Source organism: Pseudomonas sp. SWRI18, from assembly GCF_014268345.1.
Classification (GTDB): domain Bacteria; phylum Pseudomonadota; class Gammaproteobacteria; order Pseudomonadales; family Pseudomonadaceae; genus Aquipseudomonas; species Aquipseudomonas cedrina.
On record NZ_JACCQQ010000009.1, the window covers coordinates 25,049 to 40,743 of the forward strand.

19 protein-coding genes, 1 tRNA gene and 1 pseudogene are annotated in these 15,695 nt (G+C 60.8%); 11 read left to right on the plus strand and 10 right to left on the minus strand.

Going from position 1 to position 15,695, the window contains the following annotated elements:
- The first annotated feature begins 2 nt into the window (after nucleotides 1–2).
- The 4 genes from modC (at nucleotide 3) to H0Z09_RS12125 (ending at nucleotide 4,729) form a co-directional block, all read left to right on the plus strand.
- On the plus strand, nucleotides 3–1,082 hold the full coding sequence (gene modC / locus H0Z09_RS12110; protein WP_186690825.1) for a molybdenum ABC transporter ATP-binding protein: 1,080 nt from the start codon (nucleotides 3–5) through the stop codon (nucleotides 1,080–1,082).
- 75 nt (nucleotides 1,083–1,157) lie between these two features.
- Complete coding sequence (locus H0Z09_RS12115; RefSeq protein WP_186690826.1) at nucleotides 1,158–2,207, plus strand: DNA topoisomerase IB; 1,050 nt, start codon at nucleotides 1,158–1,160, stop codon at nucleotides 2,205–2,207.
- A 124-nt stretch (nucleotides 2,208–2,331) separates the two neighbouring features.
- Nucleotides 2,332–3,954: an ABC-F family ATP-binding cassette domain-containing protein gene (locus H0Z09_RS12120; RefSeq protein ID WP_186690827.1), complete on the plus strand. Its 1,623-nt coding sequence runs from the start codon at nucleotides 2,332–2,334 to the stop codon at nucleotides 3,952–3,954.
- Between the two features lie 70 nt (nucleotides 3,955–4,024).
- A complete protein-coding gene (locus H0Z09_RS12125; RefSeq protein ID WP_186690828.1) occupies nucleotides 4,025–4,729 on the plus strand; it encodes a YoaK family protein in 705 nt (234 codons plus the stop codon).
- Between the two features lie 143 nt (nucleotides 4,730–4,872).
- Here H0Z09_RS12125 and H0Z09_RS12130 read toward each other — a convergent pair whose 3' ends face one another.
- The 4 genes from H0Z09_RS12130 to H0Z09_RS12145 form a co-directional block, all read right to left on the minus strand.
- The gene (locus H0Z09_RS12130) at nucleotides 4,873–5,226 is read right to left on the minus strand and encodes a hypothetical protein (protein WP_186690829.1); all 354 of its coding nucleotides are present in this window, start codon (nucleotides 5,224–5,226) and stop codon (nucleotides 4,873–4,875) included.
- A 172-nt stretch (nucleotides 5,227–5,398) separates the two neighbouring features.
- Nucleotides 5,399–5,710, minus strand: coding sequence for an AzlD domain-containing protein (locus H0Z09_RS12135; RefSeq protein WP_186690830.1), 312 nt, complete (start codon nucleotides 5,708–5,710; stop codon nucleotides 5,399–5,401).
- A complete protein-coding gene (locus tag H0Z09_RS12140; protein WP_186690831.1) occupies nucleotides 5,707–6,402 on the minus strand; it encodes an AzlC family ABC transporter permease in 696 nt (231 codons plus the stop codon). The genes H0Z09_RS12135 and H0Z09_RS12140 overlap by 4 nt, the downstream gene beginning before the upstream one ends.
- A 71-nt stretch (nucleotides 6,403–6,473) precedes the next feature.
- Entirely contained in the window at nucleotides 6,474–6,689 is a 216-nt protein-coding gene (locus tag H0Z09_RS12145) for a hypothetical protein (protein ID WP_057703383.1), read from the minus strand.
- A gap of 249 nt (nucleotides 6,690–6,938) precedes the next feature.
- Between H0Z09_RS12145 and H0Z09_RS12150 the strand changes: the two genes are divergently transcribed.
- From H0Z09_RS12150 to H0Z09_RS12160, 3 genes are all read left to right on the plus strand, one after another.
- Nucleotides 6,939–8,222 (plus strand): arsenic transporter, encoded by a 1,284-nt coding sequence (locus H0Z09_RS12150; RefSeq protein WP_186690832.1) that lies wholly within the window; start codon nucleotides 6,939–6,941, stop codon nucleotides 8,220–8,222.
- A gap of 13 nt (nucleotides 8,223–8,235) precedes the next feature.
- Nucleotides 8,236–8,703: an arsenate reductase ArsC gene (locus H0Z09_RS12155; RefSeq protein ID WP_186690833.1), complete on the plus strand. Its 468-nt coding sequence runs from the start codon at nucleotides 8,236–8,238 to the stop codon at nucleotides 8,701–8,703.
- A gap of 76 nt (nucleotides 8,704–8,779) precedes the next feature.
- Nucleotides 8,780–9,391, plus strand: a complete 612-nt coding sequence (locus tag H0Z09_RS12160) for a LysE family transporter (RefSeq protein WP_186690834.1) — start codon at nucleotides 8,780–8,782, stop codon at nucleotides 9,389–9,391.
- Nucleotides 9,392–9,607: 216 nt separating this feature from the next.
- Here the strand turns inward: H0Z09_RS12160 and H0Z09_RS12165 are convergent, their stop codons facing one another.
- Nucleotides 9,608–10,300 carry a tellurite resistance TerB family protein gene (locus H0Z09_RS12165; RefSeq protein ID WP_186690835.1) on the minus strand — a complete coding sequence of 231 codons (693 nt, stop codon included), beginning with the start codon at nucleotides 10,298–10,300 and terminating at the stop codon, nucleotides 9,608–9,610.
- Nucleotides 10,301–10,425: 125 nt separating this feature from the next.
- Between H0Z09_RS12165 and H0Z09_RS12170 the strand changes: the two genes are divergently transcribed.
- Entirely contained in the window at nucleotides 10,426–10,953 is a 528-nt protein-coding gene (locus H0Z09_RS12170) for a DinB family protein (RefSeq protein WP_186690836.1), read from the plus strand.
- A 7-nt stretch (nucleotides 10,954–10,960) separates the two neighbouring features.
- On the opposite strand, the gene H0Z09_RS12175 is transcribed toward H0Z09_RS12170, so the two are convergent.
- Nucleotides 10,961–11,119 (minus strand): hypothetical protein, encoded by a 159-nt coding sequence (locus H0Z09_RS12175; protein ID WP_186690837.1) that lies wholly within the window; start codon nucleotides 11,117–11,119, stop codon nucleotides 10,961–10,963.
- Between the two features lie 87 nt (nucleotides 11,120–11,206).
- On the opposite strand from H0Z09_RS12175, the gene H0Z09_RS12180 reads away from it, so the two are divergent.
- A tRNA-Leu gene (locus H0Z09_RS12180) sits at nucleotides 11,207–11,293 on the plus strand.
- Between the two features lie 410 nt (nucleotides 11,294–11,703).
- Nucleotides 11,704–12,042: pseudogene (locus tag H0Z09_RS12185) on the plus strand (nitroreductase family protein); the annotation flags it as partial.
- A gap of 208 nt (nucleotides 12,043–12,250) precedes the next feature.
- Here the strand turns inward: H0Z09_RS12185 and H0Z09_RS12190 are convergent.
- The gene (locus H0Z09_RS12190; RefSeq protein WP_186690838.1) at nucleotides 12,251–12,661 is read right to left on the minus strand and encodes a VOC family protein; all 411 of its coding nucleotides are present in this window, start codon (nucleotides 12,659–12,661) and stop codon (nucleotides 12,251–12,253) included.
- 77 nt (nucleotides 12,662–12,738) lie between these two features.
- The gene (locus tag H0Z09_RS12195) at nucleotides 12,739–13,479 is read right to left on the minus strand and encodes an SDR family oxidoreductase (RefSeq protein WP_186690839.1); all 741 of its coding nucleotides are present in this window, start codon (nucleotides 13,477–13,479) and stop codon (nucleotides 12,739–12,741) included.
- A 153-nt stretch (nucleotides 13,480–13,632) separates the two neighbouring features.
- Here H0Z09_RS12195 and H0Z09_RS12200 point away from each other — a divergent pair, with 153 nt between their 5' ends.
- Nucleotides 13,633–14,292 carry a TetR/AcrR family transcriptional regulator gene (locus tag H0Z09_RS12200; protein WP_186690840.1) on the plus strand — a complete coding sequence of 220 codons (660 nt, stop codon included), beginning with the start codon at nucleotides 13,633–13,635 and terminating at the stop codon, nucleotides 14,290–14,292.
- 24 nt (nucleotides 14,293–14,316) lie between these two features.
- On the opposite strand, the gene H0Z09_RS12205 is transcribed toward H0Z09_RS12200, so the two are convergent.
- Entirely contained in the window at nucleotides 14,317–15,291 is a 975-nt protein-coding gene (locus H0Z09_RS12205; RefSeq protein ID WP_186690841.1) for a saccharopine dehydrogenase NADP-binding domain-containing protein, read from the minus strand.
- Nucleotides 15,288–15,689, minus strand: coding sequence for a VOC family protein (locus H0Z09_RS12210; protein ID WP_186690842.1), 402 nt, complete (start codon nucleotides 15,687–15,689; stop codon nucleotides 15,288–15,290). The genes H0Z09_RS12205 and H0Z09_RS12210 overlap by 4 nt, the downstream gene beginning before the upstream one ends.
- Between the last annotated feature and the right edge of the window lie 6 nt (nucleotides 15,690–15,695).

Here is a 15,695-nt window from a genome sequence, read left to right on the forward strand (position 1 = left end):
CGATGATTGATATACGCCTGCACCTCACGTATCCCGGCTTTGCCCTCGACGTGGATGTGCACATGCCCGGTCGCGGCGTGACTGCGTTGTACGGGCATTCCGGTTCCGGCAAGACCACCTGCCTGCGCTGTATCGCCGGGCTGGAGCGCGCCGAAGAAGCCTTTATCCAGATCAACGATGAAGTCTGGCAAGACAGCCGTAAGGGCCTGTTCGTGCCCCCGCATAAACGCGCGCTGGGCTACGTGTTCCAGGAGGCCAGCCTGTTCGCGCATTTGTCGGTGCGGGCCAATCTGGAGTTCGGCCTCAAGCGCATCCCGCGCCAACAGCGCCGCGTGGACATGGCCCAGGCCACGCAGTTATTGGGCATCGGCCACCTGCTCGATCGCCACCCGCACCACCTGTCCGGCGGCGAGCGCCAGCGCATCGGCATCGCCCGCGCGCTGCTCACCAGCCCGAGCCTGCTGTTGATGGACGAGCCCCTCGCCGCCCTGGACAGCACGCGAAAAGGCGAAATCCTGCCCTACCTTGAACGCCTGCACGATGAACTGGATATCCCGGTGCTGTATGTCAGCCATGCCAGGGATGAAGTCGCACGCCTGGCCGATCACCTCGTCCTGCTCAGCGACGGCAAGGCCTTGGCCAGCGGCCCCATCGGCGAAACCCTGGCGCGGCTCGACCTGCCCCTGGCGCTGGGCGACGACGCCGGCGTGGTGATCACCGGCACGGTGAGTGCCTACGACGAGCACTATCAATTGCTCACGCTGCAACTGCCCGCCAGCACTTTGCACATGCGCGTCGCCCACGCGCCGCTGGCAATGGGCAAGGCGTTGCGCATCAAGGTGCAGGCGCGGGATGTCAGCCTCAGCCTGCAAGCGGAGGAACACAGCAGCATTCTCAACCGCCTGCCGGTGACGGTTACCCAGGAAATTGCGGCGGATAACAGCGCGCATGTGCTGGTGCGCCTGGACGCCGATGGCACGCCGTTGCTGGCGCGCATCACGCGGTTCTCGCGCGACCAACTGCAACTGCACCCCGGGCAGGTGCTGTGGGCGCAGATCAAGGCGGTCGCGGTACTGGCGTAGCAAACCTATTGGCACGTCCGCAAGCCGCTGCGGTCAATCAGATATACCGGCCTGATTTGCCAAGGAACCCGCACCATGCCTGATTCTGCGTTGCCTGCCGACCTGCCCCGCGACCTGCACTATGTTGACGACACTCAGCCCGGCATCCGCCGAAAAAAAGTGCGGGGCACCTTCCAGTACTTCGACCCCAAGGGCCAACGCATCACCGATGCCGACGAGATCAAGCGCCTCAACGCCTTGGCCGTGCCGCCCGCCTACACCGATGTGTGGATCTGCGCCGACCCGCGCGGCCATCTGCAAGCCACTGGCCGCGACGCGCGTGGGCGCAAGCAGTACCGCTATCACGCACGCTGGCGCGAAGTGCGCGATACCGACAAATACTCACGGCTGCAGACGTTCGGCAAGGCATTGCCGAAACTGCGCAAACAGCTGGAAGCGCAAATTGCCGAACCGGGCTTCACCCGCGAAAAAGTGCTGGCCACTGTCGTGATGCTGCTGGATGCGACGCTGATCCGGGTCGGTAACACCCAGTATGCGCGGGATAACAAGTCCTACGGGCTGACCACCCTGCGCACCCGCCATGTGGATGTCAAAGGCAGCGAGATCCAGTTCCAGTTTCGCGGCAAAAGCGGCGTCGAGCATCAGGTCAGCGTCAAGGATCGGCGCCTGGCCACAGTGGTCAAGCGTTGCCTGGAACTGCCGGGGCAGAACCTGTTTCAGTACCTGGACGAGAACGGCGAGCGGCACACCGTCAGTTCCCACGACGTGAATGAGTACCTGCATCGCCTCACCGGTGCGGACTTTACGGCCAAGGACTACCGCACCTGGGCCGGTACCGCCATGGCGTTGGCGGTGTTGCGCGAATTGCAGTGGCAGCCTGAGTCCGACGCAAAAAAACATGTGGTGGCCATGGTCAAGGATGTCGCCAAGCAGTTGGGGAATACCCCGGCGGTGTGCCGCAAGTGCTACATCCACCCCGCCGTGCTTGAGCACTTCAGCCTCGGTGAACTCTCCCGGTTGCCCAAGCCGCGCCTGCGCAAAGGGCTCAAGGCCGAAGAGGTTGCATTGGCCATGTTCCTGGAAAAACTGGCGGCGGACTTGCCGGAAAAAGCCAAGGCGGGTTAGGCTGCGCGTCCCTCCTGACTCATGGGACGACCGCCGACGTGAACAACTAAGCCTTCCAGAATGTACCCGCAACGAGCCGCCTGGCGCGCTTGTTGGCCTGTCCGACATTTTTTTGGAGGTGCTGATGACTGACGTCAACCGGCTGCCCACGCTTGTTTCCCTGCAACACCTGAGCTTCCAGTTCGCCAATGGCGAAACCCTGCTGGACGACGTGACCTTGTCCATCGATCACAGCCCTACCGGGATCGTGGGGCGCAATGGCCGGGGGAAAAGTGTCCTGGCCAAATTGATCGCCGGGCTGCTGCCGCCCTCCTCCGGCACGTTGAATCGCCCGGCCCAGGTGGCTTACGTGGCGCAGAACGTGGTGGTCGCACCGGGCGAAACTCTTGCCGACCTCACCGGCACCGCGGAGGTATCCGCAGCCCTCAAGCGCATGACTCAAGGTACCGCGCAAGTCGATGACCTGGCATTGATCGACGACCGCTGGGACCTGGCCGAGCGCTTGCGCAGCGCCCTGGACGCAGCGGGCTTGTCGCAACTGCGCCTGGATACCCCGGCCGACCAGCTCAGCGGCGGTCAATTGGCCCGCGTTGCGGTGATCGGTGCGCTACTGGCTGCGCCAGAGCTGCTGGTGCTCGACGAGCCCACCAACCATTTGGACAGCAATGGCCGTGCATGGCTACTGCGTGTGCTCGGCGATTGGCGCGGCGGCCTGGTGGTGGTCAGTCATGACCGGCAACTGCTTAATACCATGGGGCGCATCATTGAACTTTCCCCCCTTGGCGTTCAGGTGTACGGCGGCAACTACGCGGCCTACCGCGCCCAGCGCGATGCGCAACAACAGGCCGCCGCTGCCGCGCTGGAGCACGCGCGCCTGGCGCGCAGCCGCGAAAGTCGGCGCCTGCAGAACGAGCACGACAGCCTGCAACGTCATGCCGCCCGCTCACGCCAGCAGGCGCAAAGCGCCAACGTCGACCGTTTCACCAAGGCACGCTGGAAAGGCGCCGCCACGCAAATCGTCAGTAACGTGCGCAGCGCCCATCGGCAACACAAACACGTGCTGGACACGCAAGTGCGCCAGGCCTACGAACGGGTCGTGGATGAAACGCCGACTCTGCTGGCGCTGCCCACCTGCGCGGTACCCAATGGCCGACAGGTGTTATCGCTGGTCGACGCGCAGTTGCCATGGCTGCCGTCGAGCCGACTCAACCTGCACCTGGCAGGCCCGGTGCGTGTCGCTGTGCGCGGGCCGAACGGCTGCGGCAAGTCCACGCTGCTCAAGGTCATTGCCGGCGCATGCGCCTTGGCCAGTGGAGAATGCAGCGTGCAGGTGCCCAGCGCCTATATTGATCAGCACCTCGCGCTGCTGGACGAGCATCGCTCAATTATCGAGCAGCTCAACCTGCTGGAAACACCATTGGCCCAAGCCGAATTGCGCACGCGCCTGGCCCTGCTGCAACTCGACGCCTTGCGCGTGACCCAGCCCGCCGGGCAACTCAGTGGTGGCGAGCGTTTGAAAGCCGCCATGGCGATTGCCTTGTGGCGCGAGGTGCCGGCGCAGTTGTTGTTGCTGGACGAGCCGACTAACCATTTGGACTTGGAATCGGTGGAGGCTTTCGAACAGGCATTGCAGGGTTTTACCGGCGCGCTGATGGTGGTGTCCCATGACCCGGCGTTTGTGCAAGCGATCCGGCCGACCCATTTCCTCGACTGGCAGCCTGCAGGCTGGACCCTGACGTATGCCTGAGGTCATTGCATGCGCGCTCAAAGCATCCTACGGTAGTGGCCGGATAATCTCACCGAGGAGCCCCAGCCCTATGCTGCCTTCGCCCCGCAAGCCTTACGCCAACGCCGCACTGGCCCATCAACAACGCTGGCGTGGCCGGGTCGGGCTGATGCTGGTGGCCAGCCTGTCGGTGCTGGCCGGGATGACCGATGCCATCGGCTTCATGGCCAGCGGTGACTTTGTGTCGTTCATGAGTGGCAACACCACGCGCCTGGCGGTGGCGATCAGTGCGGGGGACCTGGGCCTGACCGGCCGGCTGCTGTTGCTGGTGGCAACCTTTATCGTCGGTAATGCCTTGGGCGTGGTGGTCGGCCGACTGAGCCGTCGTCATGCGTTGCCGTTGCTGTTGTGCATTGCCGCCTTGTTGTGCGGCGCCGCACTGCTGCCCTTCGCCGATACACTGCCTGCGCTGTTGGCGGCGATCATTGCGATGGGCATGCTTAATGCCGCCGTGGAAGAGGTCAACGGATTGCCTGTGGGGCTGACTTACGTCACCGGCGCGCTTTCCCGTTTTGGTCGCGGGCTGGGGCGCTGGCTGCTCGGGGAACGCCGCAGCGGCTGGCGCGTGCAGTTGATACCGTGGGCAGGCATGTTCGTGGGCGCGGTGATCGGCGCGCTGCTGGAGCAACAGATGGGGCTCAAGGCGCTGCTGATCAGCGGCGTGCTGGCGGGCTTATTGGGGATGGTATCGCTGAAAATACCGAGGCGCTGGCATTTGGGTTACATGCCGCGCTGAAGAAAGAGGATGCTCGCCCGGCATTCAGGCCTCGACGTCCATGTACTGGTAAAGAGCCATCATGCCGGGCGAGCGTGTGAATCATAAGCCAATGCCTTGGGCCTGTCGTGCCAGGCATTTCCTAAATCGCCTGAGGCAACGGACTACAGGCAGGTGGCGAGTGCGGCCAAACGACGCTTGGCCGGCATGGTGTCCTCTGCCGCGTAGTACTTGATGGTTGAACCGGCCCCCGCGCTTTGCACATCGACAAAGTAGTCACCGGCCGTGGTGTACACAGTAAAACCGCCCGCCCCCATTGGCTCCTTGAAGCCGCCGGCGTCAACCCCGAACACGCTTTCGTCCTGCCAGCCGAACTGCACGCATTCGGCAACCGCCAGGGTGGCCTTGTCCGAAGCCAGGGTTTTGTAGGGCGCGCCCGCGCGCGCCTCCTTCATCTTCGAACCCGCGCAACCGGCCAACGCGGCCAGTACCAGTGCGCCTATTACCACCTTGTGCATGCCATTGCTCCGTTGGAAAAAACGCGACTGTATCATTGCAATGGGCCGGACTGACGGCTGCATGAACTTTGTTTCACTGTCAGGGGGAAGATGCGTCGCTTAGAGTGGCCACGCTCATTTTTAGAAGCCTCCCTTCTGCCCGCTCTCCCGCGGGCTTTTTTTCGTCCGGGTTTCAGATCAACCACCGCAACAAATAAAACAACCCCATGCTCAGCAACACCGTGATCAACACATTGCGTGTCCAGACCATCAACGCCACCGCACTGATACCCGCCAACAAATAAGGGTTGGCCAGGCTCAGGTTGAGTTGATGGTCGTGCAGGAAAATGATCGGCCCGCAAATCGCCGTCAGCATGCCAGGCACCGCAAACCCGAGGAACTCGCGCGCGCCACGGTTGAGGCGCACCGGCAGGCGCGGTTCGATGAACAGGTAACGGTTGAAAAATACCATCAGCCCCATGGCCACAATCATGATGTAGATCATCGTTGCCCTACTCCCAGACGCTTGCAGGCATAGCCGGCGCTCATACCCAGCACGCCGGACACCACCACCGCCGATTCCCAGTGCAGGAAACTCAACCACACCGAAAACAGCAACGACACCGCCACGCAGACCACCGTGGGAATGTCACGTACCACCGGTGTGATCAGCGCGATAAACGTGGCTGCGATGGAGAATTCGAGGCCCAGTTGATCAAGGCCGGGAATGCTTTTGCCGAGCACGATGCCGGCCAGGGTGAACAGGTTCCAGATGATATAGAACGTCAGGCCTACGCCCAGGGCGTACCAGCGGTTGAAGGTCTGGCGGTCGAAGTGGTTGACCAGCGCGAAGAATTCATCGGTCAGCAGAAAGCCCAGGCTCATGCGCCAGCGGGTCTTGAGGGGCGCGAGGATCGGGCGCATATGCATGCCATACAGCAAATGCTGGGAGGTCAGCAGCAGCGTAGTCAGTACGATGGAAATCAGGCTGGCACCGCTCTTGACCATACCGATGGCGACCAGTTGCGCGGCACCGGCAAACACGATGGCGGACAAGCCCTGGGCTTGCAGAGGGGTGAATTGCGCATCGATGGCCATGGAACCGGCCAGCAGTCCCCACGGCGCACAGGCCAGGGACAAGGGAATGACGGCGATGGCGCCGCGAGCGAAGGCATATCGAGGTAAGGCAGTGGGCATGGAAACGGCTCATCGACAAACAGTCGTCAAGCATGCCAGCGTCACAATAGGCTTGTCTTGAACGATCTTGCTCAGGCGAGCCTGACCGACACTTGCTCCACCGAATCCCGTGCTTCGCGCAACTCATAGGCATCCTGGTTGAGGCGGTGGATGGTGTTGAGCAGGCGCTGGCGCAGCACTTCATCGCCGAGTTTCTCGACGGCGCGCATCAGGTCGAACGCGGCGGTTTCATTATTTTCCGCGACGGAATCCAGTATCTTGCGCAGGTTGCGAGTGGCACGGGTCACACGGGTCTTCCTTCATCAGCAATGGGCAGGCACTTTAGGACATTCATGTTTCATTTTAATTTCAACCACTTGTGGCGGATTTCGGTATCTTTGATCCATGTCAAATCGATACAAGGTTTGACTGAATGAAACGCAGCGATGCTATTGATCCACCCGGGCAAGAACTTTACGCACGTCAACCGATCCATGCTCTGCCTACCCCACTACTACGCGCCAGCAGCACCTGCTGAGCCACCGGAGCGCTGATCAATGTTTGTCGCCATTGCCATTTTCATCTTCACCATCGTCCTGGTCATCTGGCAGCCCAAGGGCCTCGGCGTGGGCTGGAGCGCAACAATGGGCGCGATCCTGGCCCTGGCCTGCGGCGTGATCAGCCTGGCCGACATTCCGGTGGTGTGGCACATCATCTGGAATGCCACCGGCACCTTTGTCGCGCTGATCATCATCAGCCTGTTACTCGACGAGGCCGGTTTCTTTGCCTGGACCGCCCTGCATGTGGCGCGCTGGGGCCGTGGGCGCGGCCGACGTCTGTTTGCTTATATGGTGCTGCTGGGCGCGCTGGTATCGGCGCTGTTCGCCAACGACGGTGCCGCGCTGATCCTTACGCCGATCGTGATATCGATGTTGCTGGCCCTGCGCTTTTCTCCGGCGGCGACCCTGGCATTCGTCATGGGCGCCGGTTTTATCGCCGATACCGCCAGCCTGCCGCTGGTGGTGTCGAACCTGGTGAATATCGTCTCGGCGGACTATTTCAAGATCGACTTCAACGAATATGCCGCGGTGATGGTGCCGGTCAACCTGGTCAGCGTCGCGGCCACGCTGGCGGTGCTGTTGTGGTTCTTTCGCCGCGATATCCCGCAGGCCTACGACCCGGCCGACCTGGATGACCCTGCCAGCGCGATCCACGACCGCGCAACCTTCCGCGCCGGCTGGTGGGTGCTGGGCATCCTGCTGGTCGGTTGCTTTGCCCTGGAACCGCTGGGCATCCCCATCAGCGCCATTTCCGCGGTGTGCGCGGTGCTCCTGTTGGTGATCGCCGCCAAAGGCCACATGATTTCCACGCGCAAAGTGCTGAAAGAAGCACCGTGGCAAATCGTGATCTTTTCCCTGGGCATGTACCTGGTGGTCTACGGCTTGCGCAACGCCGGCCTCACCACCTACCTGGCGACCTGGCTCGATACGTTTGCCACTTACGGCGTGTGGGGCGCGGCCATGGGCACGGGCGTGCTGACGGCCCTGCTGTCGTCTGCGATGAACAACTTGCCGACGGTGTTGATCGGTGCGCTGTCCATCGAGTCCAGCCATGCCGTGGGCGTGGTCAAGGATGCGATGATCTACGCCAACGTGATCGGCAGCGACCTGGGCCCGAAAATCACCCCGATCGGCAGCCTGGCGACGTTGCTGTGGCTGCATATCCTGGCGCGCAAGGGCATTACCATTACCTGGGGCTATTACTTCAAGGTCGGGATCGTGTTGACGCTGCCGGTGTTGTTGATCACGCTTGCCGCCCTCGCCTTGCGCCTGAGTCTTTGAAGGAGATGCCGCCATGAAAGTCCTGTTCATGTGTACCGCCAACAGCTGCCGCAGCATTTTGTCCGAAGCGGTGTTCAATCACCTGGCCCCAGAGGGTTTCGAAGCCGTCAGCTCCGGCAGCTTTCCCAAGGGCCGGGTGTTGCCGCGCAGCCTTGCTACCCTGCAGGCGGCGGGCATCAGCACCGAGGGTTTGTACAGCAAGGGCAACGATGCGTTTGAAGGCAGCCCGCCGGACGTGGTGATTACCGTGTGTGATAAAGCTGCCGGTGAAGCCTGCCCGGTGTACTTCGGGCCCGCGCTGAAGGCGCATTGGGGGTTGGAAGACCCTTCGGATGTCCAGGGCGGCGACGCGGCTGTGCAAGCTGCATTCGACGCCACGCTGGACATCATTGCCATGCGCTGCCGGGCGTTGTTCGCCGTGCCTTTTGCCGGCCTCAGTCGTGCCGAAGTAAAAGCCGAACTCGATCGTATTGCGCTATAGGGCGGGCAACCGCTAGCCAGTGGATTCACTCTGGGTGCCAGCGTATGCTTTCGCACTTTCCTGAAAGGACGCGGGCATGGTGACGATTTTTTTCTACGCACTGGTATTCGGTTTTGTATTTTGCCTCTCCCCCGGCGCCGTACTGGCAGAGACGCTGCGCCGTGGTCTGTTGCATGGCTTTACCCCGGCACTCCTGGTGCAGGTTGGCTCACTGGTGGGCGATGCGGTGTGGGCGGTGATCGGGCTGACCGGGATCGCCCTGCTGATCCAGCATGACGCGGTGCGCGTGCCGTTGACGGTGATCTGTGCCTTGTACCTGGCCTGGCTGGGCATCCGCAGCCTGATCGATGCCTGGAAGCTACCGGCATCCCACGAGGCCCCCGCCAGCAGCCGCAAAAATGCGTTGGCGGTTGGCGCGGCAATCTCCCTGGCCAACCCGAAAAACATCGTCTACTGGGGTGCATTGGGCAGTGCGCTGTCGGGAATCGTCGGCGCCACGCCCAGCCATGGGCAAACCCTGATGTTTTTCGCCGGGTTCATGCTGGCTTCGGTGTTGTCATGCTTTCTGGTTGCGGCGCTGGTCAACCTCTTGCGCAAGAACGCCTCGGCGCTGTGGCAACGCATCAGTCATGGCACTTGCGGGGTGGTGTTGATCTACCTGGCGGTGCTGGCGGCAAAAGGGGTATGAGGTAAAAAATCGGCAACGGACCAGCGTTGCAGCTGCGATGGTGCTCACGGATGCAGCTCGATTCCACCTGGGAGTGTCAGGCGAAGAAGATGCCAGCAATGCCGCCGCCTTCGCAGCCTCGCTGAGGCTCGACAGCATCCACAGTTGGGCTCGCGCGCGCAACCCAATTGCACCTGAAACAGCAGTTCCGACATTTGCCTTGCTCCCGCTTTTCAGTCAGGTTTTGGCTTTTTGCTCCAGATGCAGCTGCAATTGCGCGTCGATTTGCAGCTGGCCCGCCAGGTGGTCCAGGTAATCGCGCTCCGCGTCTTGCTGATCATCCACCATCATCACACTGGCCAGGTAAACCTCGGCGGCGACCGCCGGGTCGCTGGCGAATTCGGCGAAATCCGCAGCATCCAAGGGCTTGGCGACTTCAGCGTCAAGCCACTGTTGCAGTTGCGGGTCATCGGTATGGCGGCCCAGCTCAGTGGAAATAAGCTGATGCTCGCTCTCGTCGATACGCCCATCGGCCTTGGCGGCGGCGATCAAGGCCCGCAGTACGGCATGGCTGTGGGCTTCGGCGGCTGGACCGTCAAGCTGATCGACCGTCTGAAGGGCTTGCTGCGGCGAATCAGCCTGCTGGCGTTGCCACGCCTGGTACGCCTGGAATGCGGCCATGCCCAGGGAAGCCAAGGCCGCGTAGTTCATTCCACCAGCACGCCCCTGGGCGGGACGCGTGCCAGGTGTTGTGCCCAACAGGCCGCCCAAGCCGCCTAATAGCCCGCCCAAGCCACCACCGGCCGAGGCATTACCGGTGCGGGAGCCTTTCAACAACCCACCGAGTACGCCACCGAGGCCGCCGCCTGACGAAGCACTGCCGCCTTGCCCGGCGCGCAAGAGTTGTTCGAGTAAGTCGCTGGTGTTCATGGCGTCACCCTCCCAGGGTGCCGTATTGGCTTCTAACAAACATAGCCCGATCTTGCCGGAACACCATGACCGCCGGGCAGCCACGGCCTATCATGACGCCTGCGCGACTTGTAGAGAGAGCCCAAGTGAACCGGATTGAGCACGTCATGCTGATGGCCCGCTATAACCAATGGATGAACCGTAAGCTCTACGACGCGGCCGGAAGGCTGCAGGATGCAGAATTGCAGTTGGACCGCCAGGCGTTTTTCGGCTCGATCCTCGGCACACTCAACCATCTCGCCTTGGGTGATACCGTGTGGCTCAAGCGGTTTGCCCAGCACCCCGCAGGCTACGCGGCACTGGCGCCGTTGAACGCCATCGCCACGCCCATCGATCTGACGCGACTAGCATTTGCCGACCTCCGTGAGCTGACGGCCCGGCGTGCCTGGCTGGACCAACTCATCATCGACTGGGCCCACACGCTGCAGGAGCCCGAGTTGGACCATCGCCTGCACTACCACAACATGCGGGGGGCGCCCGCCGAAAAGCCCTTCTTCGGCCTGCTGGTGCATTTTTTCAATCACCAGACCCACCACCGGGGCCAGGCAACCACCTTGCTGACCCAGGCGGGACTGGATATGGGGACGACGGATTTACTGGCGCTGATTGACTGAGTGGAGTTCAAGCCAAGCCCCACGCCTGCGGCCCGAACGCTTCAAGACTTGCCAAGCGCAGGTCGGCATGCCGGAATTTTTCATCCGACATTGTTAGTTCATCAAGGGTACGCGCAACAGCAGGGCAAAAGCTCATGTAGATCACTGATCTACCAAGCTTTTTCATTTGCCCCTCATGCGAGAAAGCCGCAAAGCTACCTTGCGCAGCAGCGCCTGGATCTATATATTCCCAACCCTGCTGCACCGCGCTGCCGCCCGAATGGCGAAACTGGTAGACGCATGGGACTTAAAATCCCCCGCTCGTAAGGGCGTCCCGGTTCGATTCCGGGTTCGGGCACCATCTCTTGTTCCACTGACGGCCTGTAAAGTCCGTGGAAGCCTTTAAAACCCGCCGTTTGGCGGGTTTTTTCGTTTGTGGCGTTCCGTCGGTTTTTGCCGAGTTCCAGTGAAGTATCAGGTTAGCGAAGAATCAGAGGGCGTTTTGACGACGTCCAAGCCCCAGTATCGTACTAGAGCCAAGTCAAAATGCTTTTGGGAAATGAACGGCAAAAAACTAGCTGATCGAGCGAGCTGCCTGAAACAGTATCTGCGCGACGAACAAGCTATTCGCCCAAGCCCCCGAGAAGCCCTGACGCCCCCTGACCTGCATTCACATGCACCGGCGAATCCAGCGCTGCGGCCGTGGAGGTTTTTGTCGTACATCTGCCGGAGATAACCATCATGCTTCCCCCTATTTCCTGCCTGTTCGATGCATTGAAGCCGACCCTGGATGCCGGAATCATTGACCAGTCCGTCTATGACATGTGGGTGGGTGCGGCTCAAGGCATGTACCAGGAAAACGCTCAACTGCAGCGCGACGAAGCCATCCGCTCTGGCTCTCTCGCCGCGATGACCCTGATGTTGGCCGCCAGGGGCCAAGGCCTGGTTTCGACGCCGATGATCGGGTTCGATCAAGTTGCAGTGGCCAAGGAGTTTGGCCTGTCGGATGAAGAAGTGCCGGTGATGTTGATCACGGTTGGCTACCCGGGTTTGGCCAACTGGCCCCAGAAACCGCGTAAAGAAGTAAGCAACGTATTGCAGTTCGTTTAGCGCTTGTCGCTCTTTCCAGTGTTGAGCGCGGTTTACTTTATTTGCGGCGTGTTTCGGCGCCGTTTATCCGAGAAAAACAGCTCGATCCGCAAACGCCGTCATTGGCGCTTTCGAGCAGCGACGGACGTGCTGCCGCTGCTAGCCGTTGCATTTTCTGCAAATTGAGACTGTACCCTGGTATCTGGGATGGACCTGATGTGAGCCTCGATCAAGAGGCCACTTGGCAAACGGCTTCCAGATTCACGCCATCAGGTGTCAGCACATAAGCGGCGTAGTAATCGGCGTGGTAGTGCGGCCTGATGCCCGGCAGCCCATTGTCCCGCCCGCCGGCAGCAATGCCGGCCGCGTGGAAAGCATCAACCGACTCACGACTTGGGGCGATCAGCGCTATATGCACCCCGTGACTGGCGACGGACGCGTCATGCAACCAAAAGAAAGGCTTTCCTCCAGAACCAAACCCCAGTCGTCGAGGCTTCGGCCCTGGTGGATCCGCCTGGATACTCATCAACAGGGTGATCCCTAACGGCCTGAGCACCGATTCGTAGAAGGCTTGAGAATACGAAGTGTCCGAAACAGCGATGCCCATATGATCTATTTCCGAACCAGTAAAATCGCTCATCAGGTAACTCCTTAATTGCCGATTCATCGGCATCGCATACAGCTTTTAACCACAGGGAAGGACTGTTCCGTACCCGCTTAGACCTGGGATGCACCACCGTCGGCGAACAGTTCAGCGCCATTGACGTAGCTTGACGCATCACTTGCGAGGAACAGTGCGGCCTGGCCGATCTCGTGCGCCTGGCCGATCCGACCAAGTGTGCTCTTCTCACTGAGAACATCGATGATCTGCTGCGCGTTATCGCCCAGTACATCGCGTAGAGACTGGGTGTTCACCGGGCCGGGGCTGAGCAGGTTGATACGAACACCAGAGCCCTTGATATCCAGAATCCAGCTGCGCACCAGCGCCCGTAGCGCTGCCTTGGTAGCCCCATAGACACCCAGGCCGGGGCCAGGATTGATCGATGCGGTCGAGCCAATGATGACGATACTGCTCCCCTTGCCCATTAAAGGTAGCGCCCCTTGCACCGTGAAAGTCGTGCCTTTGACGTTGGTGGTAAACAGCTTATCGAAGCCTGCGACGGTGATTGCTCCCAAGGGCTCGATTGCACCTGTCCCAGCGTTGGCAATCAGCACATCAATACGGCCATGGACTGCCAGTATGTGACCGAATAAAGCGTCAAGGTCGGCGGGGTTCGAAATGTCGGTGCATACGCTAGACGCGTGCGCACCGAGGCGGCTCACGGCATCGTCGAGCTGGGCCTGGCGACGCCCGGTGATGATCAAAGTGGCACCCTGGCTTGCGAACGCTTCTGCAATCGCGAAGCCGAGGCCCGAAGACCCGCCCGTTACAAGGACGACTTTGTTGTTGAACTGCATTGGGAATACCTCCAGGAATTTATGTAGCGGACACTACATGCGTTTGCGCTCACCCACAAGCTATTTAGCAACCACTATATAAACCCTGCACTCTGCGATTGATATACGCTGTAGCGGTCGCTACAGTTGCCGTACCGACCCAGCGAGATGACCATGAACGAAAACAACCGGCAGCGCCGTCCCGCCTTCGACCGCGAGCAAGGGATAGCCATCGCTCAGGCACTGTTTCATCAACACGGTTTTGACGCCGTGAGCCTGTCCGACCTGACCAATGCCATGAACATCAAACCCCCGAGTTTCTATGCCGCCTACGGCAGCAAGGCGGAGCTATTCGAGCGGGCGATGCGTCGCTACGCCGGTGAAAGCGCGCTTCCTTTAGACAGGCTTCTGGCGCCGGATCGACCTCCTGCTCAAGCGCTGACTGCACTATTGGTTAGCGCTGCGACGCAATACGGGCGAGATAAAACCTTGCGTGGATGTTTGATCACCGAGGGCATGCGGGCGGACGACCCGATTGCCCGAAACATGGCAGAGACATTGGGTGATGCCGCGATTCAGGCGATCCGTGGTTATCTTGACCAGGTTTGCCCGCAAGGCGCGCAAACGCTGGCCGACTACGTGCTGATTACCCTGCGGGGCCTATCCGCCGCGGCATGCAGTGGTCTGTCTCGAAAACGCTTGATCGAAGTAGCCCAAGTTGCCGGCAAAGCAATTTCCCTGGTATTGGCAGAACACGAGCCAACGCAGGCTTCTGAGCCACTCAGTACTGCGCATCTTCCAAAAAGCTTCGACTCAGGGCGTTCGTCGGCTTGAAATCTTGAACAGCCACCACCCACCTCAGAAGTCGGTGATCACCGTGCCGGCGATACTCTCGGCAAACCCACTACCAAACACGTTGGCCGGCGTGGCAAAACCTGGCTGCCGCTCACCGTTCATTACTCGCCGCGCAGCTTCTACCGCCGCCAGCGGCGTATAGGAATAGCCGTTCACGGTTTCAATCAACGACCGCGCAATTGCGCCATCAGTCCCGGTGACCTCAACCACTGCCCGCGCGCGATGAGCAGCCCTTTGCTCGGGTGTGGGGCCATCAGGCAACTGCGACAGATCACCTTCGGGAAACGCGTCACCCGTGATATGCACGAACATCGCAATGTTGCGGATGCCGGTCGAATGCCAGCCCGTCACCAGGTCGCCGAATGACAAGGGTGCACAGAGGACCGGACCCTGGCCAAAATCAAAGAGGCGCGGCGCTGCACCCGGTGTCGCGACCAATTCGCCATCAACCCTGGCGAGCACGCCTGCGCCGATGATTTCGCTGACGCTCATCGCAGACCCGCGAGACATCGAACCGGGGACTTGAAGCGCGATACTCAGCGCAACCGGTCTTACTGCACGCTTGGCAACATGCACCGCCAGCGAATCGGTAGGAACGACATCCCAGCCGACACCCGGCAACAGCATGACGTGGTTAGCCGCCGCTTCAGCACCCAGCCCTTCAGCCATGCGGTAAATATTGATCTCGGCAGTGATGTCCAGATAGTGCACGCCGACCTTGATACAGGCGTGCATCAATGGCTCGGCCGTTTGCGCGAACGGCCCGGCGAAGTTCAGCAATACTGAGATGCCAGATAAAGAGCCCTCGGCATCATGGGTATCAAACACCCGATAAGGCACGTCCAACTGCGCTGCGAGCGTTTCGAGACGCTTGGCACTACGCCCGGCGATTTCGAAATCCAGACCGAGCGCTTTTGCTCGCTCAGCAGCCATACGACCGGTATAGCCTGTAGCCCCGTAGATCAGTAGCGTACTCATTGGACATGCTGCCATTTCTTGTAGACGAATTCGAGGCTGTACCCATCCGGGTCCAGCACATTGGCGGCGTAGTAATCGGGGTCGTAATGCAAGCGTGCCCCAGGTGGGCCGTTGTCGACTGCACCCTGATGCAGGGCAGCGGTATAAGCAGCATCAATTTCAGCCTGGCTGCTTGCGACAAAACCAACATGTACCGCGCGCCCTTCCACAACGCCTTCACGCAACCAGAAAAACATCCGGCCGTTGGCACCGAAGCCTTTCAGGTCAGGATGGCCCGGTGGGCCATCCTTGCCGTCGTAGTCCAGGCGCGTGGTGATACCCAGTGGGGCCAGGGCAGCTTCGTAGAAACGGATGGACCGTGCGATATCGCTCACGGACAAAAAGATATGGTCCAACATGGCGAA